Source organism: Saccharothrix texasensis (assembly GCF_003752005.1).
Lineage (GTDB): Bacteria > Actinomycetota > Actinomycetes > Mycobacteriales > Pseudonocardiaceae > Actinosynnema > Actinosynnema texasense.
In genome coordinates this window covers 9,133,647-9,157,087 of sequence record NZ_RJKM01000001.1, presented here as the reverse complement: position 1 = coordinate 9,157,087, position 23,441 = coordinate 9,133,647, and the positions used below count along the sequence as shown (strand labels likewise).

General features: G+C 72.3%; 23 protein-coding genes. 9 read left to right on the top strand and 14 right to left on the bottom strand.

All coding sequences use genetic code 11. The features are described 5' to 3' along the window. Positions 1-7: 7 nt before the first annotated feature. The 5 genes from EDD40_RS40785 to EDD40_RS44960 form a co-directional block, all read right to left on the bottom strand. Entirely contained in the window at positions 8-1,243 is a 1,236-nt protein-coding gene (locus EDD40_RS40785) for an RNA polymerase sigma factor (RefSeq protein ID WP_123747610.1), read from the bottom strand. Further along, entirely contained in the window at positions 1,240-1,563 is a 324-nt protein-coding gene (locus EDD40_RS40780; protein WP_123747609.1) for a YciI family protein, read from the bottom strand. The genes EDD40_RS40785 and EDD40_RS40780 overlap by 4 nt, the downstream gene beginning before the upstream one ends. Before the next feature lie 52 nt (positions 1,564-1,615). After that, on the bottom strand, positions 1,616-2,236 hold the full coding sequence (locus EDD40_RS40775; RefSeq protein WP_123747608.1) for a dihydrofolate reductase family protein: 621 nt from the start codon (positions 2,234-2,236) through the stop codon (positions 1,616-1,618). 298 nt (positions 2,237-2,534) lie between these two features. Next, positions 2,535-2,696, bottom strand: coding sequence for a hypothetical protein (locus tag EDD40_RS42235; RefSeq protein ID WP_170185393.1), 162 nt, complete (start codon positions 2,694-2,696; stop codon positions 2,535-2,537). After that, positions 2,630-2,932, bottom strand: coding sequence for an immunoglobulin-like domain-containing protein (locus EDD40_RS44960; protein WP_425471326.1), 303 nt, complete (start codon positions 2,930-2,932; stop codon positions 2,630-2,632). Before EDD40_RS44960 ends, EDD40_RS42235 begins: the two co-directional genes overlap by 67 nt. Here EDD40_RS44960 and EDD40_RS40770 point away from each other — a divergent pair. Beyond that, positions 2,877-3,071, top strand: coding sequence for a TIGR03769 domain-containing protein (locus EDD40_RS40770; RefSeq protein ID WP_211348369.1), 195 nt, complete (start codon positions 2,877-2,879; stop codon positions 3,069-3,071). The genes EDD40_RS44960 and EDD40_RS40770 overlap by 56 nt on opposite strands. 23 nt (positions 3,072-3,094) lie before the next feature. Here EDD40_RS40770 and EDD40_RS40765 read toward each other — a convergent pair whose 3' ends face one another. The 3 genes from EDD40_RS40765 to EDD40_RS40755 all read right to left on the bottom strand — a co-directional run bounded on the left by EDD40_RS40765 (position 3,095) and on the right by EDD40_RS40755 (position 7,086). Further along, a complete protein-coding gene (locus EDD40_RS40765; protein ID WP_123747607.1) occupies positions 3,095-3,391 on the bottom strand; it encodes a hypothetical protein in 297 nt (98 codons plus the stop codon). 161 nt (positions 3,392-3,552) lie between these two features. Next, positions 3,553-5,388, bottom strand: coding sequence for an RICIN domain-containing protein (locus EDD40_RS40760; RefSeq protein WP_123747606.1), 1,836 nt, complete (start codon positions 5,386-5,388; stop codon positions 3,553-3,555). 456 nt (positions 5,389-5,844) lie between these two features. Beyond that, a complete protein-coding gene (locus EDD40_RS40755; protein WP_123747605.1) occupies positions 5,845-7,086 on the bottom strand; it encodes a PQQ-dependent sugar dehydrogenase in 1,242 nt (413 codons plus the stop codon). A gap of 602 nt (positions 7,087-7,688) precedes the next feature. On the opposite strand from EDD40_RS40755, the gene EDD40_RS42230 reads away from it, so the two are divergent. Further along, the gene (locus EDD40_RS42230) at positions 7,689-7,847 is read left to right on the top strand and encodes a hypothetical protein (protein WP_170185392.1); all 159 of its coding nucleotides are present in this window, start codon (positions 7,689-7,691) and stop codon (positions 7,845-7,847) included. A gap of 115 nt (positions 7,848-7,962) precedes the next feature. After that, positions 7,963-10,407, top strand: coding sequence for a lantibiotic dehydratase (locus EDD40_RS40750; RefSeq protein WP_123747604.1), 2,445 nt, complete (start codon positions 7,963-7,965; stop codon positions 10,405-10,407). 64 nt (positions 10,408-10,471) lie between these two features. Here the strand turns inward: EDD40_RS40750 and EDD40_RS40745 are convergent, their stop codons facing one another. Further along, the gene (locus EDD40_RS40745) at positions 10,472-11,425 is read right to left on the bottom strand and encodes a cyclase family protein (RefSeq protein ID WP_246038264.1); all 954 of its coding nucleotides are present in this window, start codon (positions 11,423-11,425) and stop codon (positions 10,472-10,474) included. 112 nt (positions 11,426-11,537) lie between these two features. Then, on the bottom strand, positions 11,538-13,514 hold the full coding sequence (locus tag EDD40_RS40740; protein WP_123747602.1) for a carbamoyltransferase family protein: 1,977 nt from the start codon (positions 13,512-13,514) through the stop codon (positions 11,538-11,540). 257 nt (positions 13,515-13,771) lie between these two features. Between EDD40_RS40740 and EDD40_RS40735 the strand changes: the two genes are divergently transcribed. From EDD40_RS40735 to EDD40_RS40715, 5 genes are all read left to right on the top strand, one after another. Further along, positions 13,772-14,680, top strand: coding sequence for an ABC transporter ATP-binding protein (locus tag EDD40_RS40735; protein ID WP_123747601.1), 909 nt, complete (start codon positions 13,772-13,774; stop codon positions 14,678-14,680). A 10-nt stretch (positions 14,681-14,690) separates the two neighbouring features. Then, the gene (locus tag EDD40_RS40730) at positions 14,691-15,431 is read left to right on the top strand and encodes an ABC transporter permease (protein WP_123747600.1); all 741 of its coding nucleotides are present in this window, start codon (positions 14,691-14,693) and stop codon (positions 15,429-15,431) included. A 3-nt stretch (positions 15,432-15,434) separates the two neighbouring features. Next, positions 15,435-16,715 (top strand): sensor histidine kinase, encoded by a 1,281-nt coding sequence (locus tag EDD40_RS40725; protein WP_123747599.1) that lies wholly within the window; start codon positions 15,435-15,437, stop codon positions 16,713-16,715. Next, complete coding sequence (locus tag EDD40_RS40720; RefSeq protein WP_123747598.1) at positions 16,712-17,341, top strand: response regulator; 630 nt, start codon at positions 16,712-16,714, stop codon at positions 17,339-17,341. The genes EDD40_RS40725 and EDD40_RS40720 overlap by 4 nt, the downstream gene beginning before the upstream one ends. Before the next feature lie 126 nt (positions 17,342-17,467). Then, positions 17,468-17,713 (top strand): DUF6289 family protein, encoded by a 246-nt coding sequence (locus tag EDD40_RS40715; protein WP_123747597.1) that lies wholly within the window; start codon positions 17,468-17,470, stop codon positions 17,711-17,713. Positions 17,714-17,805: 92 nt separating this feature from the next. Here the strand turns inward: EDD40_RS40715 and EDD40_RS40710 are convergent, their stop codons facing one another. Together EDD40_RS40710 and EDD40_RS40705 are read right to left on the bottom strand one after the other, a co-directional pair. After that, positions 17,806-19,359, bottom strand: a complete 1,554-nt coding sequence (locus EDD40_RS40710; protein ID WP_246038262.1) for a cellulase family glycosylhydrolase — start codon at positions 19,357-19,359, stop codon at positions 17,806-17,808. A 679-nt stretch (positions 19,360-20,038) separates the two neighbouring features. Next, the gene (locus tag EDD40_RS40705; protein WP_170185391.1) at positions 20,039-21,298 is read right to left on the bottom strand and encodes an ROK family transcriptional regulator; all 1,260 of its coding nucleotides are present in this window, start codon (positions 21,296-21,298) and stop codon (positions 20,039-20,041) included. A gap of 357 nt (positions 21,299-21,655) precedes the next feature. Here EDD40_RS40705 and EDD40_RS40700 point away from each other — a divergent pair, with 357 nt between their 5' ends. Further along, a complete protein-coding gene (locus tag EDD40_RS40700; protein ID WP_123747595.1) occupies positions 21,656-22,027 on the top strand; it encodes an STAS domain-containing protein in 372 nt (123 codons plus the stop codon). 36 nt (positions 22,028-22,063) lie between these two features. Here EDD40_RS40700 and EDD40_RS40695 read toward each other — a convergent pair whose 3' ends face one another. Further along, positions 22,064-22,627 (bottom strand): ATP-binding protein, encoded by a 564-nt coding sequence (locus EDD40_RS40695; protein WP_123747594.1) that lies wholly within the window; start codon positions 22,625-22,627, stop codon positions 22,064-22,066. Positions 22,628-22,675: 48 nt separating this feature from the next. Next, positions 22,676-23,329: a fasciclin domain-containing protein gene (locus EDD40_RS40690; protein ID WP_123747593.1), complete on the bottom strand. Its 654-nt coding sequence runs from the start codon at positions 23,327-23,329 to the stop codon at positions 22,676-22,678. Between the last annotated feature and the right edge of the window lie 112 nt (positions 23,330-23,441).

Sequence of the window (23,441 nt, the reverse complement as noted above, 5' to 3'; positions counted from 1 at the left end):
GCGGGCGTCACCCCAGCTGGCCGCGGCGGCGGGTCAGGTAGGCGATCTCGGCGGTGTTGCCGGCCAGCTCGACGGCTTTGTCGTACGCCGCGCGCGACTGCCCGCCGCGGCCCAGCCGGCGCAGCAGGTCGGCGCGGGTGGCGTGGTAGGCGTGATAGCCGGCCAGCCGGTCCTCGAGGCGGTCGACGGCCGCCAGCGCCACGTCCGGGCCGTCGAGTTCGGCGACCGCGATCGCCCGGTTGAGGGCGACCACCGGCGACGGGTCGACGCGGACGAGCTGGTCGTAGAGGGCGAGGACCTGTGACCAGTCGGTGTCGCGGATGTCGCGGGCGGAAGTGTGCACGGCGTTGATCGCGGCCAGGATCTGGTAGCGGCCCGGGGCGACGCCGGCGGCGGCCGCGGCGAGGCGTTCGCGGACCAGCCCGTGGCCCTCGGCGATCAGCGTCGCGTCCCACGCGCCGCGGTCCTGCTCGGCCAGGGGGACCAGCTCGCCGCCGGTCGACACCCGGGCCGGGCGGCGGGCCTCGATGAGCAGCATCAGCGCCAGCAACCCGGCCACCTCGCCGTCGTCCGGCAGCAGGGCGCGGATCAGGCGGGTGAGCCGGATCGCCTCCGCGGTCAGGTCTCGGCGCACCGGGTCGGTGTCGGGCCCGGTGGCCAGGTACCCCTCGTTGAAGACGAGGAACAGGACGGCCAGCACGCCGGAGACGCGGGCGGGGAGGTCCTCGGCGGACGGCACGCGGTAGGGGATGCGCGCCGCCTTGATCTTGGCCTTCGCACGGGTGATCCGCTGCCCCACGGCGCTCTCGGCCACCAGGAAGGCGCGGGCGATCTCCGGCACGCTCAGACCACCGACCATGCGCAGCGTGAGCGCCAGGCGGGACTGCGCCGCCAACGCCGGGTGGCAGCACGTGAAGATCAGCCGGAGCCGGTCGTCCTCGATGACGCCGTGCGGCTCGGGCGGGTCGTCGTCGTGCGCCATCCCGGCCTCCTGCTGCTTCTCGGCACGTTTGCCCTCGCGGCGGATGCGGTCGATCGCCTTGTGGTTGGCGGTGGTGGTCAGCCAGGCGCCGGGGTTGGGCGGCGCCCCGTCGGCAGGCCAGCGCTCGACGGCGATCGCGAACGCCTCGGCGGCCGCTTCCTCGGCGAGGTCGAGGTCGCCGAAGCGCCTGGTCAGGGTGGCGACCACCCGGGCCCACTCGGTGCGGTGGGCCCGGGTGATCACCTCGTCGACGTCGCTCATCGGAACGGCCGCACCTCGATCTTCCGGTCGCAGACCTTCGACGCCTCGGTGGCGAGTTCGAGCGCCACGTCCAGGTCGGGGGCCTCCCAGACCCAGAAGCCGGCGAGGTACTCCTTCGTCTCCACGAACGGCCCGTCGCTGAACACCGCCTCCTCGCCCCGGTTGTCCACGACCGTGGCCGAGTCGGTGTCCGCGAGGCCGCCCGCGAAGACCCAGTAGCCGTCGGCGATCAGCCGTTCGTTGAACGCGCTGATGGCGGGCTGCCGGTCCGTGCTGCCGGGGTCGACCTTGTCGTCGATGACGGAAACCAGGTACTGCATCTGCACTCATCTCCTGCGGGGTCGGGACGGCTCGGGTTCGTCGGTCGGGACTTCAGGGTGTCGCGTACCGCGGGCGCCCGGCGGGCCGGTAGACCTGGATCGTCACGCCCTTCGAGTCGACCCGCGACTCGACCAGGTCGAGCGCGAGGTCCGGGCCGCGGTCCGGGAACAGCCGCGCGCCCTGGCCGAGGACCACCGGGACCACGATCAGCGTCAGCTCGTCGACCAGGTCGTTCCGCAGCAGCCACCGGGTCAGCGCGCCGCTGCCGTGGACCTGCAGCTCACCTCCCGGTTCGGCCTTCAGCTCGCGGACGGCGGCCTCGACGTCCCCGGACAGGACGGTGGACCCCGGCCACGCCGGCCCGGTGAGCGTGGTCGACACCACGTACTTGGGCCGGTCGTTCAACGCCCGCAGGACAGGCTCCCAGCCGGGGACGTCCCGGGCCGTCGACGACCCCCACGAGTCGGCGAACAGCTCGTAGGTCCGCCGGCCGAGCAGGAACGCGTCGGCGCGCCGGTAGGTCTGGTTGATGAACGCACGGGTGTCGTCGTCGCCCTTCCCCCGGGCCCACCCGCCGCGTTCGAACCCGTTCCCGCGGTCCTCGTCCGACGCGTGGCCGTTGCCCTGCGCCACGCCGTCGACGGTGACCTGGGTCATGGTGGTCAGCTTCATGATCGTGGTTTCCGTTGCCTCGGTGCCACCCCCTTGCGGCGGCCTCACCCCTGCTACGAACACGGCGGACCCGATCCGACACCTCCGCCGGATTTTTTCGAGGATCTTTCCGAGCACGTCGTTCCCCTCACGGGTGCGCGACCGCGTCCCGGGGCGACGACCGCGTAGGCGGGACGGCGCCGTTCTCCCACCACTGCACCAGACCGCGGCCTGGCTCCTGACCGGCGCGGGTGTGCGCGCAGTGGGCGTAGTCCGGGACCTCGACCAGCGCTTCGCCGAGGGCGACCTTCGTGGCGACTTAGTCGGCGTGCTCGGAGGCGGTGCGGTGCAGCACGTCGACCCACACGGGTCCGAGGGGCAGCCCCGTCCCCACGTCCTCGACCGCGGTGATCGTCAGCCGGCGCCAGAGGTGCTGGGCGACGTCCGCCGAGGTCGTGAACATCTCGTGGGCGGCGAGCACACGGCCGGATCGGACGACGCCCAGGCGACCGCCGACCCGTGCGCACCCGACGACGGGAGGGCGAGGGCGGCGTCCAGGGCGAGCGCGGCGACATCGGCGGCCGGCAGCGCCCGGTCGTCGAGGCGGAAGTCCCGGACCTGGCCTTTGATCCGCTTGTCGGCCGCGTACTGCGAGCGGCCGATGACGCGTGTGATTCGACAGCGGCCACGGCCTCCCGACAACCGCACCCCCGCCATCACCAGCCACGCCCACACCAACTGGGCCTTCGAGGCCGCCGGCACCTACACCGCCGTCTTCGAGGTCACCGCCACCAAGGCGGCGGGCGGCGCGGTCACCACCGGCCGGCAGGGCTGCACCTGCACCGTGCAGCCCTGACCCCTGACCGGCCCGGATCGGGCTCAGTGCTCGTCGTAGTGCTCACCGTGCACGGCGTGGCGGTGGCCGTCGTGCACGTAGTCCACGTGGTCGGCGTGCGGGACCGCCACGTGCCCGCAACCCTCGCCGTGCGCGTGACCGTGGTCGTCGTGGGCCCCGTGGTCGCCCGGCTCGCACTCGTCGAAGTGCCCCTCGTGCGCCCGGTGCAGGTGGCCGTCGTGCACGTAGTCCACGTGCCCTTCGTGCGGAACCGCCACGTGGCCACACCCCTCGCCGTGCGCGTGGCCGTGGCCGGTGTGCTCCAGGTGTGCCGTGGTCATGGCCGACCACCTCTCACTGTGCCGGGCCCGTCACCCGGGAGTCCGAAACGCCCGTCACCGAGCGCAGCAACAAATTAGGACCTGCGCATGTGACCCGCATGTCGACCAACCACCCGAACGAGCCACCCCGCTCGTGTGTTCGAACCCCGGGGCGCCACGGCTCAGCGGCCGGGGAGGCGCCAGGTCTGGTTGCGCGGGGTGCTCTGGCCCGCGGGGTTGCAGGTCCACTGGTGGACCACCGCGCCGGGGGTGGTGGAGATGCTGTTCACGTCGACGCACTTGCCGCTGTGCCGGGCCACGAGTTGGTAGTCGTCGGGGTCGCTGTCGGAGTAGGTGACCTTCCGCAGGGCGAACTGCTGGTTGGCGCCGCTGTTGCAGGACCACTGGATGACCGCGGCGCCGTCCGCGGTGGACGCGCCGTTGACGTCGAGGCACTTGCCCGACTGCTGGTTGACGACGGTGTAGGTGTCGGCGAGCCCGGCCGCCGGGCTGAAGTTCCACCGCTGCTCGTCACCCGTGCCGCAGGCGAGTTGCTGCTGCTGCGTGCCGTCGGCGGTGCTGCGGTTGGGGTTGGTCAGGCACTGCTGCGAGTGCTGGGCGACCGCGGTGGACTGGAAGGCGCCGCCGCCGGTGTCCGAGGGCGGCAGGAGCGTGATGGTGAACGACTCGTCGACGTTGGAGTGCGGCAGGTTCACCGTGGTGGCGTTGGCGGACAGGGTCACCACCGTGTTCAGCACCGGCACCGGCCCCTGGACCGCCCCGCCGTTGTTGTACGGGATGCGTTCGGCGAGCACCCGGACCTGGTTGTTCACCACGAGGCCCTCGGTGGCGTCGAGGCGTTGCAGCCGGACCGCGATGTTGCCCGTCGTGCGGCCGCCGCCGACCAGCACCTTCGCCTCGCCCGGCGCCTTCGTCGCGAACCCGTCGTAGGACTGGCTGGGCGTGACGGTGGCGATCCGCCCGGTCTGCGAGCCGTAGAAGCGGTAGACCCACCACTCGCCCTTGGGCTGGTGCACGCCCGCCGAGTTGCGGACCAGCAGGTTGCCCAGGTCGTTGTGCAGGTTGCCCGCGCTCGCCCAGTTGGCGCGCAGCCCGTCCGCGCCCGCGCGTTCCAGCCTGGCGATGTACCAGGAGCCGTCACCGGGGTTCTGCTCGTTCGACGCGCCGTACTCGTTGATCTGGTACGGCCGCGGGTGCGGGATGCCCCGTGCGTCGAGGGTGGCGTTGGCCGTGGCCACGTTCGCGACCGGGTCGCCCGGCAGGGAGTGCCAGCTGACGATGTCGGGCACGGTGTTGTTGGCCCGCGCGAAGTCCAGGTACTGGGTCCACCAGCCCGACGAGGACGGGACGCACGCGCAGCTCGGGCCGACGATCGGCTGCGTCGGGAACTCGGCGCGGATGCGCTGGTAGGTGCGCCGCCACAGCTCGAAGTACTGCGACTGCGGGCGGTTCCAGAACAGGGTGATGTTCGGTTCGTTCCACAGGTCCCACTGCACCGGCGCGCCCGTCGCCCGCACGTCGTCGACCAGTCGGGTGAGGAAGGCGTCGTAGTCGCTCCAGTTGCCGTTGTCGCCGGGGAACCGGGAGATCGGGTACCCGTCCGCGCCCCACAGGTCGTGGACCAGCAGCACGAACTCCCCACCCAGCGACCGGGTGCGCAGGAGCTGGGCGCGGGTGGCGTTCCACCGGCGGTCGTACTTGCCCGCCACCCAGCCGCCCGGGCTGTCGAGCTGGGCGCCGCCGGCGCGCATGTAGCGGAACTTCACATCGCGGTAGAAGTTGTCCGCCGGGCCGGACGCGTTCTCCGTCATGCCGTAGATCCAGCCCGACGCCCGGTAGGTCGGCGAGGCGCCCGTCGCGGAGAAGTCGACGGTGATGGACTCGTCCGCCGCCTGCGCCGGTGCGGTGAACGCGACGGCCGAGGCGGCGGCGGACACGGCGACGCTGACGAACGTGATCAATCTCCGGAGGCGGGCGCCCCTGGTTGTGGTGTTCACACCTGACTCCTCGGGCAGGGGAAGGGAACCCGGCACGACACCGGGTCGGCGGAGCAGCGCGGCGGATCGCTCCGAGTGGCCTACGGGACGTGCCACACCTCGACCGGCGGCACACCGGGGCGGAGGAGCGGTGAGCGCGGCGCGGCCCGGCACGCGGACCGCGCGCCAGGCGCGACGGGGACAGTTCGCCGTTGAACCATGATCACTCCGAACGGGTCGGGCAACACTGGTCGAACCGGTTCGATCGAATGGTCAGCGTAAGTGCTAAATCTCGCTGAAGGCAACAACTGCGTTCATCGAATTGATTCGACCGAAGCCTCCCCGAACGACCCTCCCCGCTACCCCGCCGACCGTTCCGGACAGGGTCCGCCCATGTCCGGCCACGAAAAAACCCACCGGGGACGGCCGCTTGGCAGCGGCGGTCCCCGGTGGGCTCGTGGGGGTCGACTCAGCAGGTCAGCGGTTGGCCGTCCCGCTGCCGGAGGTCGGCTGGACGCGTTCGAACCGGACCCGGTGCAAGGCTCCCGGGAGGTCGCTGAGCGTGTACAGCTCACCCTGCGCGTCGGTGGCGATCGCGCTCGGCTGGGTGGGCAGGTTGCCGATCACGGCGGACTCGTAGGTGCCGTCGAGCTTGGGGCGCACGGCGAACACGCGGGTCGAGCAGTAGTCGGCCGCGATGTAGGTGCCCCACGCCTCGGGGGTCCGGGAACCCCGGTACACCACTCCGCCGGTCACCGAGCAGTTGTCGTTGTAGTGGTCGTACTCGTAGACCGGGTCGGTGTACCGGCCGCCCGCACGGCACTGCTCCGGGTCGAAGATCGGGGTGCCCTCCTTGCACGACCAGCCGAGGTTCGCGCCGCCCTGCCACGGGCGGATGTGGTTGATCTCCTCGACCAGGCCCTGGCCGACGTCGCCGATCCACAGCGAGCCGTCGACCGGGTCGACGGAGAACCGCCACGGGTTGCGCAGGCCGTAGAGCCAGATCTCCGGTCGGGCGCCCGCCGCGCGCACGAACGGGTTGTTGGTGGGCACGCAGTAGGGCTTCGGCCCGCAGGCGCGGTTGACGTCGATCCGCACGATCTTGCCGAGCAGCGTGCCGAGGTCCTGCCCCGACTTGAACGGGTCGTACGCGTGGCCGCCGTCGCCGAGCGACCAGTACAGGTACCCGTCGCGGCCGAACGCCACCTGGCCGCCGTTGTGGTTGCCGTACTCGGCGTGCTCCTGGGTCAGCAGCACCTGCAACCGCTCGGGGGCGCCGAGGGGCACCCGCGCCAGCGTCAGCGCGCCGGCCGGCAGGCTCGTGTAGGCCACGTACAGCATCCCGGTCCGGGCGAAGTTCGGCGCGGGCGTGATGCCGAGGAGGCCGCGCTCGTTGTCCGACGGGTCGATCCGGGCGGTCAGGTCGAGGATCGGCTCGGCCGCCAGGCCGGTGTCGGGGTGGTAGACGCGGACGGTGCCCTCCTTCTCCGCGATCAGCATCCGTCCGTCCGGCAGTCCGGTGATGGCGATCGGCCGCCGCAGACCGGTCGCCACCTGTTCGGACGCCACGGTCAGCTGGGCGACCGGCACCGCGCGGGCCTGGGAGGTGCCGGCCGAGGCGACACCGCCCGCCGACAACGAGGGCAGCAGGAACGCGGACAGGGCCAGGATGAGCAAGCCGGCCAGCAGGGTGACCGGGCGACAACGTCGTCGCAACATGGTTCGGCTCCTCGAGCAGGGTGGAAGACACATTCTGGGAGCGCTCCCAACGTACCGCGACTTCACATCCGGCGGAAGGGCGTCACCGCGGCCCGCAGGTGCCGCCCCGATCGACAGCGCATTCCGAACCCCGCCGGTCGACGTCGTCACAATCTTCGGAAAACCGCGCTCGAATAACCTGGACCCGCACCGCAGGCGAGTCGCCGTCACTTATTTTCGGGACATCCCCGTTCCGGCCCGTTCGGAATCCCGCACTCCGACCGGAAAGAGCCGGTTCCGCGGAGCGGCGACCGAATGGCGCAGGCCGCAGGTCCACCACTCGGACCACGTAGTCGACCCTTCGCACACGGTCCGACCTGTGCGTGGACAATCTACACGCCCTCCGGGGCACTTCGCCGCAAGTACCACGCGATTAACCCGGGAACACCCACGGTCGTCCGAACAGTGGCACCCGTCCGAACCGGACGTGCCCACCCGGATGGCCACGCCAAGCCCTTTCTCGAATCGTTTGGAATAGCTCCGGCCACTCTTGTCGGTGTCCGATCGACCCGCTTAGGGTCGCGCTGCCCAGTCCCACTCCGAACCGAATGAGGGAGGAAGCCATGGACTTGACTTTCGACGTCGAGGACCTGGTCCTGGACGAACTGGCCGTGACCACCATCGCCGACGCGGCCTTCGCGGACGGCAGCCCCGCGGTCGCGACCGTGTCCTGCTCGTGCTGCGCGGAGACCAGCCCGTACATCGACACCACGGAGGAGTAGCCGGTCCGGTGAGCTGACGCGCTCGCCGCGGCGGACCGTCCGCGGGTGCGCGTCGCGTCCCACGTCGGGGGCGTCGGTTCCGGCGCCCCCGACCCACCCCGTGGAGGTAGCGCGCATGGCTGGTGTGATCACCACCGAGTTGGCGCCGTACGCGTTGGTCCGCGTGGCGGCGTTGCCCCACCCCGTGCCACCGGCGGGCGCGAACGGCTTCCGGGCGGCGATGGCGGCCGTGGTCGCGGCGCGGTCCCGCCTCCGGGATCTCGCGCCCGAGGTGGCCGACGCGTTGCACGACAGCGCCGGTGACCACCCGGCCGAGTTCCACCGCCGGGTGGTCCTGCCCCTGCGGCGCGACGTGCACAACGACCGTTCGCCGCGTCCCGCGCTGCTGGCGGAGCTGGGCGCGCTGCCCGAGAGGGTCCCGCTGGTGACGCGGTGGCTCGACGAACGGGCCGCCCTCGACGAGGCGACCGGGGCGGCGCTCGACGCGTGGCCGGCCGCACTGGCCGCCGAACGCGCCGTGCTGGCCGAGCTGTGCCGGGCCGAGCCGCTGCGGCTGGCCGGGGTGCTGACCGGCGCGGACCTGCTGCACGGGCTGACCCGCGCGGCGGCCGGCGGCGGCACGCCCGACCGCAGGACCCGCAAGGCCGAGGCGACGGTGCTGCGGTACGCGTTGCGCGCCACCTCCAAGACCAGCCCGCTGTCCTGGTACACCCACGTCGGGTGGGGCACTTGGGGTGACGGTCCTTGGCCGCGGGTGCGACCGGTGGCGCACACCGAGGTGAACCGGGTGCTGCTGACCCGGCTGGTCGCCGCCTTCCGCGACCGGCCGCACCGACTCGCGCCCGGCCTGCGCGAGCACGACGGCCACCTGCTGTTCCGCCGCGACACGCCGGTCGTCCCCGGACCCGGCGCCCCGCCGTCACGGGTCGACCTCACGCGCGAGGAACAGGTGGACGTGGCGGCCACGGCGCCGCTGCGGTTCCTGGTGGCCGCGGTGCGGGACGCCGGTCCGGCCGGCGTGACGCCCGCCGAGCTGGCCGAGGCGCTGGCCGCCAGGTTGTCCGCGCCCGATGCGGGCGCCGCCGCCCGCGCCTACGTCGAGCGGGTGCTCGACCTCGGGCTGCTGGTGCCCGTGGAGCCGGTGCACCCGCAGGACCCGGACGCGCCGGCGGCGATCGCCGAGTGGCTGCGCGGACTGGGCGCGCACGACGTGGCCGACCGGCTGACCCGGCTGGTGGCGACCACCGCCGCGTTCGCCACCGCGGCGCCCTCCGAGCGGGCCGTCGCCACCGCCGAGCTCACCGCGGGCTGGCGCGACCTCGGCGAACGGGTCGGCGCGGACCTGACCGGTATCGCGCCGGTGCTGGAGGACGTCCTCCTCCCCCGGCCGGTCCCGGTGCCCGCCACCGGCGCCGACGCGCTGACCCGGCTCACCCCGCTGCTGGTCCTGTTCGACCAGCAGGTGCTGCTGCGCAGGCTGGTGCGCAACCGGTTCGTCGAGGCGGTCGGCCCCGGTGGCGTGGCGTCGCTCGCGGAGTCCGCGATCTTCCTGTCGGGTGTCACCCAGGACGTCGCCGAGTCCCAGCGTGATCCCGCGGTCGTCGCGCTGGTGGAGTCGCGCGCGAAGATCGCGGCGGCGGTGCGCGCGGACGGGGTGCTGACCGACGACTTGGTGCGCGAGGCCGCCGACCACGTGCCGGAGTGGTTGCGCCGTCCCGGTTCGTACGCGTTCTTCGGTCAGCCGACGCGGGACGGGCGGCTGGTGGTCAACCACGTCTACCCCGGCTTCGGCAAGTTCACGAGCCGGTTCCTGCGGCGGTTGCCCGGCGCGGCGGACGCGGTGGCCGCGCAGCTGCGGCGGGCGCTCGGCGAGCGGTTCGCCCAGTTCCGGCCGCTGCGCGGGTTCAACGCCAACCTGCACCCGTTGCTGGCCGCCCACGAGGTCGGCGAGGACGCCCGGTGGGCCGACCTGCCCGCCGACGAGCTCCAGCTCCGGCACGACCCGCGGACCGACGAGGTCAGGGTGGTGCACCGGGGTGAGCCGCTGGACGTGGTGTACCTCGGGTTCCTGCTGCCGTTGATGCTGCCCGACCGGCACCTCCCGCTCCACGCGGACCTGGCGTGCGGCTGGGTCGCGCTGAGGTCGCTGCGGTCGAGGGAGGTCGACGGCGACGTGGTGCGGCGCGGGGGGTTGCGCTACCGCGACGTGGTGCTGGCCCGCCGCACGTGGGACTTCGCCGTGCTCCCGGAGTTGGGCGCCGAAGAGTCGGTCGCACCAGCGGTGGCGCGGTGGCGCGCCCGGCACGGGCTGCCCGAGCACGTGTTCGTGGACGCCCGCGCCGCGTCGCTGCCCGCCGACTACCTGGAGCGCAGGCTGATCCGGGCCAAACCGCAGTACGTCGACCTCGGCAACGCCCTGCACCTGCGCTGCCTGCCCCGGCTGCTGTCCCGGTTCCCCGGCGGCGTCGAGCTGACCGAGGCGTTGCCCGTGCCGGGCGCGCAGTCCCCCGGCGGCCGGGTGCTCGAAGTGGTCGCGGAAACGTACTGGGGGATCTCGTGACGGACGAGCCGGCAGCCGAGGGGACGCGTGGCCGGGGCACTGCCCGGCGGCACGGGTGCCGCGGTCAGAACGTGGCGATCGGGTTGACCGGGCTGCCGGACGTGCCGGCGAAGCGCACCGGCGCGACCGCGAGGTGGAAGTCCCACTGGCCGAGTTCGGCGGCCGTCGACGCGCACGCCTCCAGGTCGCAGTTGTCGAGCAGCCACAGGCCCATCGCGACGAGCCCCACGGCGTGCACCGGCATCAACACGGCGTCGTACCCCGACGGCTGGACGTCCTGGGGTGTGTCGGCGGCGATCAGCGCGACCTCCCGTTCCCGCAGCCACGGCAGGCAGGACGCGTGCCAGCCGGCCTGCGTGAACCCGCCCGTCTCACCGGCTTCGCGCCGGGCGCGGCCCTGACCGGTCCGCAGGAGCACCGCGTCGCCGGGTCGCACCCGCACGCCTTGGCGGCGCTCGGCCTCCTCCAGGTCGTCGGGGAACACGCCCTGCCCCGGCTCCAACCACGGCACGTCGCGGACCCCCGCGACGTCCAGCAGCGCACCCCGCGTGATGATCCCGTTCGCCGCCGCCGTGACGGCCGCCCACGCCGATCCCGTGGCGGCGTCGACCAGCGAGTGCGACCGCCCGTTGTACATCGTGCCGTCCCAGAAGATGTGGCACGGCGAGTCGACGTGGGTGATGGTGTTGCCGTGGAACGCGAGGCCGAGCCGTTCGGACGAGAAGCCCCAGCGCCGGTCCTGGTGGAAGGCGGGCGGCATGTGCTCGGCGCCCGGCATGTCGGCGGCGCACGGGCACGTCGTCGTCGCCCGCTCCACGTCTCCCGGCGCGGCGACCTCCCACGCGCACGACACGCTCCGGCCGTGGCGCACGGCCCGCGCCGCCGCCACCCGGACGTCGTCGGTGATGTGGTTCAGCGTGCCGAGTTCGTCGTCCTCGCCCCACCGCCCCCAGTTCGACAGCGTGGTGAAGTACCCGAGCACGTCGTCCTGCGTGGGCATCGGCCGCTCTGTCGTCATCCCAGCACCGACTCCTCCGGTCACGCGGTTGCGGGCAGGCAGGGTAGCGCGCCTTCCCCCCGCCCCGCCGAGGCGCGCGGAGGTGGTCGCCGGGAGCGGTCGACGCCTCGGGTCACCGCTTGGGCGCGAGGGTGAAGAACCTCCGCCGCCACAACGACACCAGTTCGGCGCGCGCCTCGTCGGTCAGCTCCCCCGCCAGCGCCGCGATCGTGCTCTCCCCGTCCACCGCGGCCAGCAGGTCGAACACCGCGGGCGACACCTTCGCCGACGGGCCGAAGGAGTAGCTCAGGTAGACCTCGCCCCGCACCTCGTCGCCGGGCCGCCAGTCCTGCCGCAGCCGGGTGTCCGGGCGGAACGCGGGCACCAGGTCGTCCAGCGCCCGGATCACCGGTTCCCGCCGCCGGACCAGGAAGTCCTCGACCACGAGGACGTCGATCTCGGTGGTCAGGTAGGTGGTGAGGGCGTCGTGCACGGTTTGCACGATGGGTTCGGCGTTGTTGTTGAACGAGGTGTTGAGCAGCACGGGGGTGCCGGTGAGCTCGCCGAACCGGGTGATCAGTTGGTGGAAGCGCGCGTTGGCCCCGGGTGTGACGACCTGGACGCGGGCGGTGCCGTCGACGTGCGTGACGGCGCCCAGTTCGGCGCGCCGGTCCTCTTGGACGTGCACCACGAACGACATGAAGCCGTGGTCGGCCTTGGTGCCGGTGAGGTCGAAGTAGGTGGCCGCGGCCTCCGGTGTGACGGCGGGTGCGAACGGCCGGAAACCTTCCCGCTTCTTCACCATGGCGTTGATGCGGTCCCGGTTCTCCACCGGGCGGGCGTCGGCCAGGATGCTCCGGTTGCCCAACGCCCGCGGCCCGAACTCCGACCGCCCGTGCGCCCAACCGACCACCGCGCCGTCCGCGAGCAGCCGCGCCGTCGCGTCGACGACGTCCTCGGGCCGCTCGACGTCCACGATGCCGCTCCACTCCGACAACTGCCGCTCGACCTCGTCCGGTGTGCCGAGGTCGGGGCCGAGGCTCGCGCTGGTCAACCGTCCGACCCGGGTGTGCGGTGTGCCGAGGCGGGCGGCGGCGACGATCGCCGCACCTTCCGCCGCGCCCGCGTCGTGCGAGGAGGGGTGCACGAACACCTCTTCGAACAGACCCGACCGCAGGATGACCCCGTTGAGGCTGCTGTTGTGCGCGACACCGCCGGTGAAGCACAGCCTGGTCGCGCCCGTCTGCCGCGCCCAGTGCGCGATCACGTGCATGGCCAGGACTTCCAGCGTTTCCTGGAGCCCGGCCGCGAAGTCCTGGTGCTCCTGCGTCACCGGCTCGCCGGCGGTCCGGGTGGGGAACCCGATCGCGTGGAACGGCGCCACGGTCGGGTTGATGTCCGGCAGGCCGGCGACGAGTTCGTAATCGCCGTCGGGCAGCAGGGTGTAGAGGCTGCGGAACTGCTCGCGGTAGGCCGCCGGGTCGCCGTACGGCGCGAGCCCCATGACCTTGTACTCGTCGCCGAAGCCGTAGCCGACGTGCCCGATCGCGTTCTGGTAGAGCAGGCCCAGGGAGGGCGGCACCGGGTAGGACCGCAGCTCGCGCATCTCGCCCGACCCGGCGAGGTAGATCGTGGTGGAGACGTCCTCGCCGCGACCGTCCATGACGACCACCAGCGCGTCCGCCATGCCCGAGCGGGCGAACGACGACCACGCGTGCGCGAGGTGGTGCCGCGCGAACACCACCCGGTCCGGGGCGATGTCCCAGTCGAACCGGGCGCGCAGCCGGTCCCGGAGCAGGTCGAGGCCGGACGTGCCCGGTCGCACGGGCGCCGCCACCTGGAAGGTCAGCAGGCCCAGGTCCAGGAGGTCCTGGTCGAAGTAGTAGCCGACGGCGTCGACGTCCCGCGGTCGGACGCCGGCCAGGTCCAGGCACGCGCGCACGGCGCCGGTCGGGAACCTGTTCGTCTTCTTGATCCGGTTGAACCGCTCCTCCTCGACCGCCGCGACGAGTTCGCCGTCGGCCACCAGGCAGGCCGCGGCGTCGTGCATGTAGCTGCGGTACAACACCGGCGACAGGTCGAAGTGTCCGCTGATGCCCAACGTCAGCATGGCTCTGGCTCCGCTCGTGAGGTCCGGCGCTGCCGGTCGTGAGGTTCGGTACCACCCGTCGGGCGACTTCGTCGACGAGCCAACGGTTCCAGCTCCGCCACCGGCACGGCCAGCCGAAGGTTCGGGTACCGCTCGCCGACGTTCGCGATCGGGCCGGGCATCCTCCGATCGGAGGATGGGGTGCTCTACCGCGTCCGCGGTGATTCCGGCCCGCGCGGTCGATCCGGCGGGCCGTCGCGGGCGGCAGGGTTTCCGGCATGGCGATCATCGAGGTAGACGGCCTCGTCAAGCGCTACGGCGACCACACCGCGGTGGACGGGGTCGGCTTCGCCGTGGAGCAGGGCGAGATCTTCGGCATCCTGGGCCCCAACGGGGCCGGCAAGACCACGACCGTCGAGTGCGTCGAGGGGTTGCGCACCCCGGACGGCGGGACCGTTCGCGTCTGCGGACTCGACCCGCGGCGCGACGCCGGCGAGCTGCGGCAGTTGCTCGGCGCGCAGCTCCAGGAGAGCGAGCTGCCCGACAAGCTCCAGGTCCGCGAGGCGCTGGAGCTCTACAGCTCCTTCTACCGCAAGCCGGCCGACTGGCGGGAGCTGGTCGAGGTGCTGCGCCTGACCGACCGGCTCGACACGCAGTTCCGCCGGCTGTCCGGCGGGCAGAAGCAGCGCCTGTCGATCGCGCTCGCGCTGATCGGCCGGCCGCGGGTGGCGGTGCTCGACGAGCTGACCACCGGCCTGGACCCGCAGGCCCGCCGCGACGCGTGGGACCTCATCGCGGGCGTGCGCGACCGCGGCGTGACGATCCTGCTCGTCACGCACTTCATGGAGGAGGCGGAACGGCTGTGCGACCGGCTGGCCGTGATCGACTCCGGCCGGGTCGTCGCGGTCGACTCGCCGACCGGGCTGGTCTCGCGGGTCGGTGACCGGCAGCGGCTGCGCTTCCGCCCGTCCGCGCCGCTGGACCACGCCGTGCTCACCGCGTTGCCCGAGGTCACCTCCGTCCGGCAGACCGGCGACCGGCTCGTCGTGTCCGGCACAGGCGACCTGCTGCTCGCGGTGACCACCGTGCTCGCCCGCCACCGGATCACCGCGGCCGAGCTGAGGGTCGAGCAGACCTCGCTCGACGACGCGTTCGTCGCGCTCACCGGCCACCCCACCGACTCCTGAGGAGACCACCGTGTCCGCCCTGTCCCGGCTCACCGCCACCGAGGTGAAGCTGTTCTTCCGCGAGCCGGTGCTCGCGTTCTTCACGCTCGCCTTCCCGCCGCTGCTGATCGTCATCTTCGGCGTCATCCCCGCGATGCGCGAACCCTCCGAGGACGCCGCCGGTCTGCGGCCGATCGACCTCTACGTGCCGATCATCGTCGCGCTGGGCCTGGCCCTGTTCGCGTTCACCTGCCTGCCCCAGCTGTTCGCCACCTACCGGGAGAAGGGCGTGCTGCGGCGGATGCGGACCACACCGGTCGAACCGAGGGTCATGCTCGGCGCGCAGCTGCTGATGGCCGTGGTGCTGTCCGTGGCGACGGCGCTGGTCGTGCTCCTCATCGGCCGGCTGGCGTTCGACGTGAGCCTGCCCCGGCACCCGCTCGCCTACCTCCTGGGCTACTTGCCGGCGGCGTTGGCGGTGTTCACGATCGGCCTGCTCATCGCTTCCCTGGCGTCGACCGGGAAGAGCGCCGGCGCGATCGGGACGCTGGTGTTCTTCCCGGTCGCGTTCTTCGCCGGCCTCTGGCTGCCGCGCGACAGCATGCCCGACGTCCTGCGCACGATCAGCGACTTCACCCCGTTGGGCGCGGGCGTGCAATCATTGCAGGACGCCACGGCCGGCCACTGGCCGCAACCGCTGCACCTGGCCGTGGTGCTGGGCTGGGCGGTCGTGGCCGGGATCCCGGCCGCGCGGTACTTCCGCTGGGAGTAGGTCGTGGGCGTCGAGGCCGAGCTGCGCGAGGAGTTCGACCGCTGGGAGCGCCGGGAGACCGCGGTCCTGAAGGTCCTGCCGTACCCCCTGCTGGCGATCAGCGTCCTGTTCACGCTGCTGCAACCGCTCTGGCACGCGCCGGTGCACGTCCCGGCGGTGCTCGGGCTCTCGACCGCGCTCACCGCGTGGGTGCTCTGGTTCCACACCCTGCACCCGGAGTCGCACCGCGACGGCCCCCTGATGGGCCTGTACTACGCGGGTCTCGTCACGATGACGTGCTGCCTGGTGCTGCTCACACCCTGGTTCGGCTTCTTCGCGTTCATCGGCTACGTGCACGCGTTCCAGTACTTGAAGGGCCGGTGGCGGTACGCCGGCGTGGCCGTCACGTCCACGACCTCGGCTGTCTCGTACGTGGGAGGCTCGGCCGGCATCACCGCCGACGAGTGGTGGAAGTGGCCCGCCGTCAGCCTGATCACCATGGTGCTGGCGACGGCGGCCTTCCACGCCGACGTGATGGCCGACCGGCGCAACCACCGGCAGAAGCGGGCGCTGGTCGAGTTGCACCGGGCCAACGCCGAGCTGGAGGCCGCGCTGGCGGAGAACGCGGGCCTGCACGCCCAGTTGTTGGTGCAGGCGCGCGAGGCGGGCGTGCTCGACGAGCGGCAGCGGATGGCGCGGGAGATCCACGACACGCTCGCCCAGGGCCTGGCCGGCATCCTCACCCAGCTCCAGGCGGCCGAGCAGGCGTCGGACGAGCCGGTGACGGCGCGACGGCACCTGGCGAACGCGAGGGACCTGGCCCGGGAGAGCCTCGCCGAGGCCCGCCGGACCGTGCACGCCGTCGGACCCTCCGCCCTGGCGGAAGCCCGCCTGCCGGACGCGATCGGCGACGTGACCAGGAGGTGGTCGGAGGTGAACCGGGTCGAGGCGGTGCTGACCACGACCGGCGACGCCCGGCCGATGCACACCGACGTCGAGGTGGCGCTGCTGCGGACCGCGCAGGAGGCGCTCGCCAACGTCGCCAAGCACGCCCGAGCCGGTCGGGTCGCCCTGACCCTGTCGTACATGGAGGACCTGGTGACCCTCGACGTGCTGGACGACGGCGTGGGGTTCGCGCCCGACGCCAAGCGCGCCGGCGGTTCACCGGACGGCGGCTTCGGGCTCGCCGGCATGCGACAGCGGGTGCAGCGCCTCGCAGGGCGGCTGGACGTCGAGTCGGAGCCGGGCGGCGGCACGGCGATCACGGCGACGGTGCCGGCGATCCCCGTGGGGGGTGGGAGTTGATCTCGTTGCTGATCGTCGACGACCACCCGGTGGTGCGGGACGGGCTGCGGGGCATGTTCGGCGCCGACCCGCGCTTCGAGGTGGTCGGCGAAGCCGGTGACGGCGTGGAGGCGGTCACCGCCGGGGAACGGCTGCGGCCCGACGTGATCCTCATGGACCTGCGGATGCCCGGCGCCGACGGGGTCTCCGCCATCCGGGAACTGGCGAAGCGCGGCGTGCCGTCACGGGTGCTGGTGCTCACCACGTACGACACGGACAGCCACGTGCTGACGGCCATCGAGGCGGGCGCCACCGGCTACCTCCTCAAGGACGCGCCGAGGGAGGAGCTGGTCCGCGCGGTGGAGGCCGCGGCGCGCGGGCAGGCGGTGCTCTCCCCCGCCGTCGCGACCCGGCTCGTCGGGCAGGTGCGCCGACCGGCGCCGGCGCCGTTGTCCCAGCGGGAGCTGGAGGTGCTCGAGCTGATCGCCCGCGGCTCGACGAACCGCGAGGCGGCGAAGCGGCTGTTCATCAGCGAGACGACGGTCAAGACGCACCTGCTGCACGTGTACGCGAAGCTGGGCGTCAAGGACCGGGCGGCCGCCGTGGCCGCCGCGTTCTCGCGCGGCTACCTGACCCCGCCGGGCTGACGGCCCGGCGCCGGACCTCCGAAGCGTTCTGCCGATCGGTGGTGCTGTGGTTTCCGGTGCTGCTGCCATCCTTCAGAAGTCCCGCACCCGCGTACCCGGGCCCGGTCCCGGGCAAGGAGGTCCACCGTGATCCGTCGTCTGCTGGTCGGCGTCGTGGCGGCACTCGGGGTCGTCGCCCTGGCGCCTGCCTCCGCCCAGGCCATCCCGGTGTGCAAGAGCGGCTACGCGTGCCTGTACCAGTGGTACGCCGACCCGGAGCACACGGTGTTCAACGGCTTCCGGTCGATCGACTGCGACGGCAGCGTCGACAACTCCGGTGTGCAGCGCGGCTACCTGGTGTTCGGCCAGGCTCGCTGCAACCCCCTCGACTGACTCCGGAGGGCCCGGGACGGGCCCTCGATCGTTCCGCCGGGGTCGGCCGGCCCGCCGGGTGGTCGGCGGGCCGGCCGGTTCTCGACGGGCGGTTACGGCTCGACGGAGAGCAGGTGCGCCTTGAGGCCCTCGCCGACGCCGGGCTCGGGCGTGCCGCTCCAGTCCTTGATGAGCACCGCGCCCGTGCTGCAACCCCACGGGTTCCACGTCCACGCCAGGTAGCTGATGTGGTGCGCGTCGGCCCAGTCGACCAACCGCTGCATGTAGTCGAAGGCGCAGTTGTCCTGGCCGAACTCGCCGAGCACGATCGGGACCTGCTGCGCCAGCGGCGCGATCTGGGTGTCCCAGCACGCTTCGGTGGCGCAGGCGTTGAAGCTGTAGGCGTGCCACGAAGCGGCGAGGTTGTCCAGCGGGTCGACCGGCTTGTGGGTGAGCCACTCGCGCATGTCGTTGGCCCACTCCAGGCCGCCCAGCATCAGCACGTTGGTCGCCCCGGTGGCCCGCACCGCGTCGACCAGGTCCTGCATCCCCGCGACCTCGTAGGGGATGCCGGCGCAGGTGCCGCCGTCGCGCCAGCACTGCCAGCCCAGGGTCTTGTCCCACTCGGCGGGCATCTCCGGGTACGGCTCGTTGAACAGGTCGAACACGACCGCGTCGTTGTCCTTGAACGCGTTCGCGACACCGGTCCAGAACTGCGGGGCGTACTTCGCGTCCGGCGCCGGCTTCTGGCACACCGCGTGCTCGTCCTTGCAGTGCCAGTCCGGGCTGTTGGTGTACGCGCCCCAGGTCCAGTGCAGGTCCAGGATCACGTTGAGGCCGTTGGCCACCAACAGGTCGACGTAGTCCTTGACGGCCTGCTGGTAGGTGGCGCCGCCGGGCGTGCCGTAGACGCCCAGCCAGCACTCCTCGTTCAACGGGATCCGCACCGCGTGGATGTTCCAGGTCTTCATCGCGTCCACCGACGCCTGGTCGACCGGCCCGCCGTCCCACATGCCCTTGCCCTGCACGCACGCGAACTCGCCGCTCGAACGGCTCACGCCCAGCAGCCGGTGCGGATCACCACCCGCGGTCACCAGCTCGTTGCCCGACACCCGCAGCTCCGGAGCCGGACCATCACCCGGCGGAGTGGTGGTGGTCGTCGTGGTGGTAGTGGTCGTCGTGGTGGTAGTGGTCGTCGTGGTGGTGGTCGTCGTCGTCGGGTCGGTGCCCGTGCACGGGGCGCCGTTGACCGCGAAGTCCGTCGGCTTGGCGTTGCTGCCGCCGTAGGAGAAGTTCGCCCCGGTGGAGACGCTGCCCTTCGCCGGGATCGTGCCGTTCCAGCTCGCGTTGGTCACGGTGACCTGCTTGCCGGTCTGGGACCACACACCGCTCCAACCCTGCCGGAGGGTCTGGTTGCCGGCGTAGGAGTAGGTCAGCGTCCAGCCGGTGACCGCCGACGAGCCGACGTTGGCGATGGTCACGTTGGCGCCGAACCCGCTGCCCCAGTCGTGGGCCGAGTAGTCGACCCGGCACGCGAACGCCGCCGCCGCGTTCGCGTCACTCGCCCACGACCCACCCGCCGCGGCCATCAGGGCCGTGCTCGCGAGGGACACCACAGCGCCCAACGCGGCTAACGCGGTGCGGCGTTTCCTGATTGTTCCGAACATCAGCACTCCTTCGTGCGGGTGACACCCGGTCCTCCGCCACGTCTTCCAGGAACGGTTGAACTGGTCTGGGAGCGCTCCCAGGAAGAAGGTAGCGAAGAAGCCGGGAAATCTGAAGACCTTGCCGCCGAATTCGCCTGCGCCATCCACTTCGCCGACGAAACCGGCGCTCAACTGCGAAAACAGGTCGCCGAATTCCGGAGATGCGACCGATCACCCCCCACCGCGGCCATCAACTCCGGAATGCGGTTTTCCTTTACTCGAAACCCCGCCGGGTTCCGTCGAGCGTGTCGCGGGCGACCGGGTCGACCCGGTCACGTCGTCCACCACCGCGTCGACGGCCACGCCCTCAGCGGTCGTGACCGGCGCTACGCGCCTCGGGTCGGTCGAGGCGGCGCGCCCGAGCCGGTGCGGCAGAGCCCCGATAGTTACTCAGGGAGGTGAAGTAAGTCAACAGCAGCCGCTTCGGTATCCGTCTCCGATGGCGACGACCGAGCCGACAGCGGCCGTTCTGCCTCTTGCCGACTTAGTCAGGCAGCTTAAGCCGGCGCGTCGACCTGGCCCGCGAGCGGCACGTCGAGGAGTCCCGGGGCTTCCGGGCCCCGGTCGGCCGGACCCGGTGCGACGCGCCGGTGTTCCAGAACACCGGCAGCGACCTGTCGCCGAGCGTCCTGCAGACCGGTCAGGGCGCCTCGGCCGCGCCGGCGGGCACCGGTCGCGGCCCGTCCTCGGGACGGCCGCGGCCGAGGGTCAGCTCGCTCTGCAGGACGAGGACCGCCCCGCCGATCGCCGCCGCGTCCGACCCGTTGACCGACGGCACCACCCGCACCGGGTGCGCCCGCCGCGAGAACAGCCGGCGGTCCAGCTCCTGCTGGATCACCGCCTGGTAGGTCGAGCCCGCCACCGCGAAGCTCTGCCCGGCCAGCACGATCAGGTCGAGGTCGAACAGCACCGCCAGGGTGACCGCGGCGTGCCCGAGGTAGCGCGCCGACCGCTCGACGAGCGCGCGGGCCTCGGTGTCGCCGGCGTTCGCGGCCGCAGCGATCCGGGCGAACTCGGTCAGGAAGTTGTCGGCGGCCGGGTCGAGCGCCAGCCGCCGGGCCAGTCCCGGTGTCTCCAACGCCTGACGGACCAAGGCCGACGGGCCCGCGTAGTTCTCCAGGCAGCCGACGTTGCCGCACGGGCAGTCGTCACCGTGCACGTCGATCGAGATGTGCCCGATCTCCGCGGTGTTGGACGAGCTGCCCCGGTACACCTCGCCGCCGACCACCACGCCGCCGCCGATCCCGGTGGCCATGTAGATGCAGCCGTAGGTGCTGTGCGGTTCCACCGCGCCCAGCCAGTACTCGCCGATGGCCGCCGCCGCGGCGTCGTTGTCGAGCAGCACGGGCAGGCCGAGGTGCTCCGCGAGCCGTGGCGCGACGGGGTGGTCACGCCACTCCTCCGTGGGCTGCGGCGTCAGCAGCACTCCCGCGCCCCGGTCCTGCGGGCCGTAGCTGACCAGGCCGACGCCGAGCACCTTGCCGCGCTCGACGGCGGCGGTCGTCAGCAGGGCGTCCACCTGCGCGGCCACCATCGGCAGCGCCCGCTCCGGCGGCAGCGACGCCACGCCCTGGAACGAGGTCCGGGCCACCGGCCGGCCCGCCAGGTCGACGACCACGATGACGCACGTGTTGCGCTCCAGGTGGACGCCCACGCCGTAGCGGGCCGTCGGGTTGAGCTGGACCAGCGTGCGCGGCTTGCCGCCCGTCGGCGCGCCCCGGCCGGCCTCGACGACCAGGCCGTCGCCCAGCAGCTCGCGCACGACCTCGGAGATCGTCGCGCCGGTGAGACCGGTCGCCGCCGCGAGCTCCACCCGGCTGATCGAGCGCGCCGCCCTGATCACGTCGAGGACCAGGCCGCGCGTCTTCGGCCGGCTCGCCCACGCCGGGCTTCGCGCCACGGTTCCTCCTCCGTCACAGCGTTCGCCCGGCTGCTCCACGCACCGCGCCCGCCGGACCGGCCGCGCGCGGGTTCTTCCGGCACCGGTCGCCCAGCAGCGCGTTCGTCGATCATAACCAAGTTGACAAAGGGTCCTGACCAGCCGCTCGTCCGGCCACGAACGGATCACCGGCGCCGCGACCGGGCTCGGCGGTGGCACGGGCAGCGGAGCGGCGGTCGGCGAAATCGACCGTGCGGAAGCGCCGGCGGACACGTAGCGTAGGGGTCAGGTGAACCGTCATCGGTCTTCCACAGTCGACGACACGGGTTGAGCAGCAGCTCGATTTGCCTGCCTCGTACCTCGACGAGAGGCGCCCTCATGCTCGACACGAGCAGCAAGAACGACATCGTGACCGTCGAAGCCACCAGCTACCGCGGTGTGCCCGTCCTCGCGGTGTGCGGCGAGTTGGACTCCACGACCATCCAGCCGCTCCGCACCGGCCTGTCCGACCAGCTCGACCAACGACCCCCGGGGCTGGTCCTCGACCTGAGCGGCGTGACCTTCATGGGCTCCACGGGGTTGCAGGCGCTGGCCGACGCGATCGTCCGCTCCCGGCAGTCCGGCACGGTCCTGGCGGTCGCGGCCGGCCATCGCGCCGTGCTGCTCCCCCTCGGGCTGACCGGTCTGGACGGGGCGGTCGTCGTCCGCCCCACGGTCCACGACGCCGTGGCGGCGGTCCTGCCACGCTGACCCCGCGCCGATCCAGCCCGGTCCTGGGCCCGGTCCTCAGGACCGGGTGCTTTCTCCCGCCCCGCAGTCGATCTCCGCCCACACCGTCTTGCCGTGCTCGTGGCGGTCGACCGCCCAGCGGGTGCTGCAGTGCTCGACGAGCATCATCCCCCGCCCCCGGTCCGAGCCGAACCGCGAGCGCCCCAGGACCACCTCGTCGTCCGCCGCGTCGTCGACCTCAATCCGCACGACGCTCGGTTGCGACGACCTGCGCAGCCGCACCCGACGGGGCGCTTCACCGTGGTCGTAGGCGTTGGACACCAGCTCGGTGACGATCAGCAGGCAGTCCTCCAACTCGTCGTCGGACAGACCGGACAGCACCTCGCCCACCCACCGGCGGATCCCCACCAACGGCGGGGTCTCGTCGGTGAGGTCCAGAGCCGATGGTCCAGCACCGGCTTCTCCCTCGTAGAGCATGACCATCCGCTCCGCCCCTCCTGCCACGTACGCCGGACCACACGAGGTGTACCCGCGCAGGGCCGAACGAATCACCTCGGCGGCGACCGGCTTGATCGCCCGCTCCCCCGGCGAGACCACCGCGCCGAGGGTGATCGCGGCCACGGGGCAGTGGCCGCGATCACCCTCGGCGCGGGACCGGGTCTCCTGGGGTCAGGAGGCGGGCATCAGTACCTTGTCGATGACGAACACGGTGGCGTTGGCGGTCGGGATGTTGCCGCACAGGACCTTGGCGCCGTTGACCGTGACGTTGTCGCCGGAGCCTTCGACCTTGAGCGCCCCGCCCTGCACGGTGGGCAGGTTCGCCGAGGACAGGATGCCGTCCTTGTCCATCCGCTGCGGCACCACGTGGTAGGTCAGGATGCCGGTCAGCTTGGCCTTGTCGGCCAGCACGGCGTTGAGCGTGTCCGCGCCGAGGGCGTCGAAGGCGGGGTCGTACGGCGCGAAGACGGTGTACTTGGCGTCGGCCTTGTTGAGCGTGTCGACGAGGTCGGCGGCCTTGACGGCGGCCACGAGCTTGGTGAGCAGCGGGTTGTTGCTCGCGGCGGTGGCCACCGGGTCGTCGACCATGCCGTCGAGGGAGCCCTCGGTGCCCTTCGGCAGGTTGGCGCACGCGGCGCCGAACACGTCGCCGGTCTTCGTGACGCCGTCGCTCATCGCCATGGCGGTGGTCGTGGTGGTCGTGGTCGTCGCGGCGTCCGAGGTGGTGGTGTCGGAGGCCGCTTGGTCGCCGCTGCCGCAGGCGGTCAGGGCGATCAGGGCCGCGGTGACAACGCCGATCGCGGACGCGAGCCGGGTGCTGCGCATGAGAGGTCACTCCTTTGAGGACGGTCGCCGGGGGGTGGTTCTTCCCGGCCTGTCACAAGTGGTTCGGCGCCGGTGGGGCGTCGGATTGGTCGATCCGGGGAAAAATCGCGGG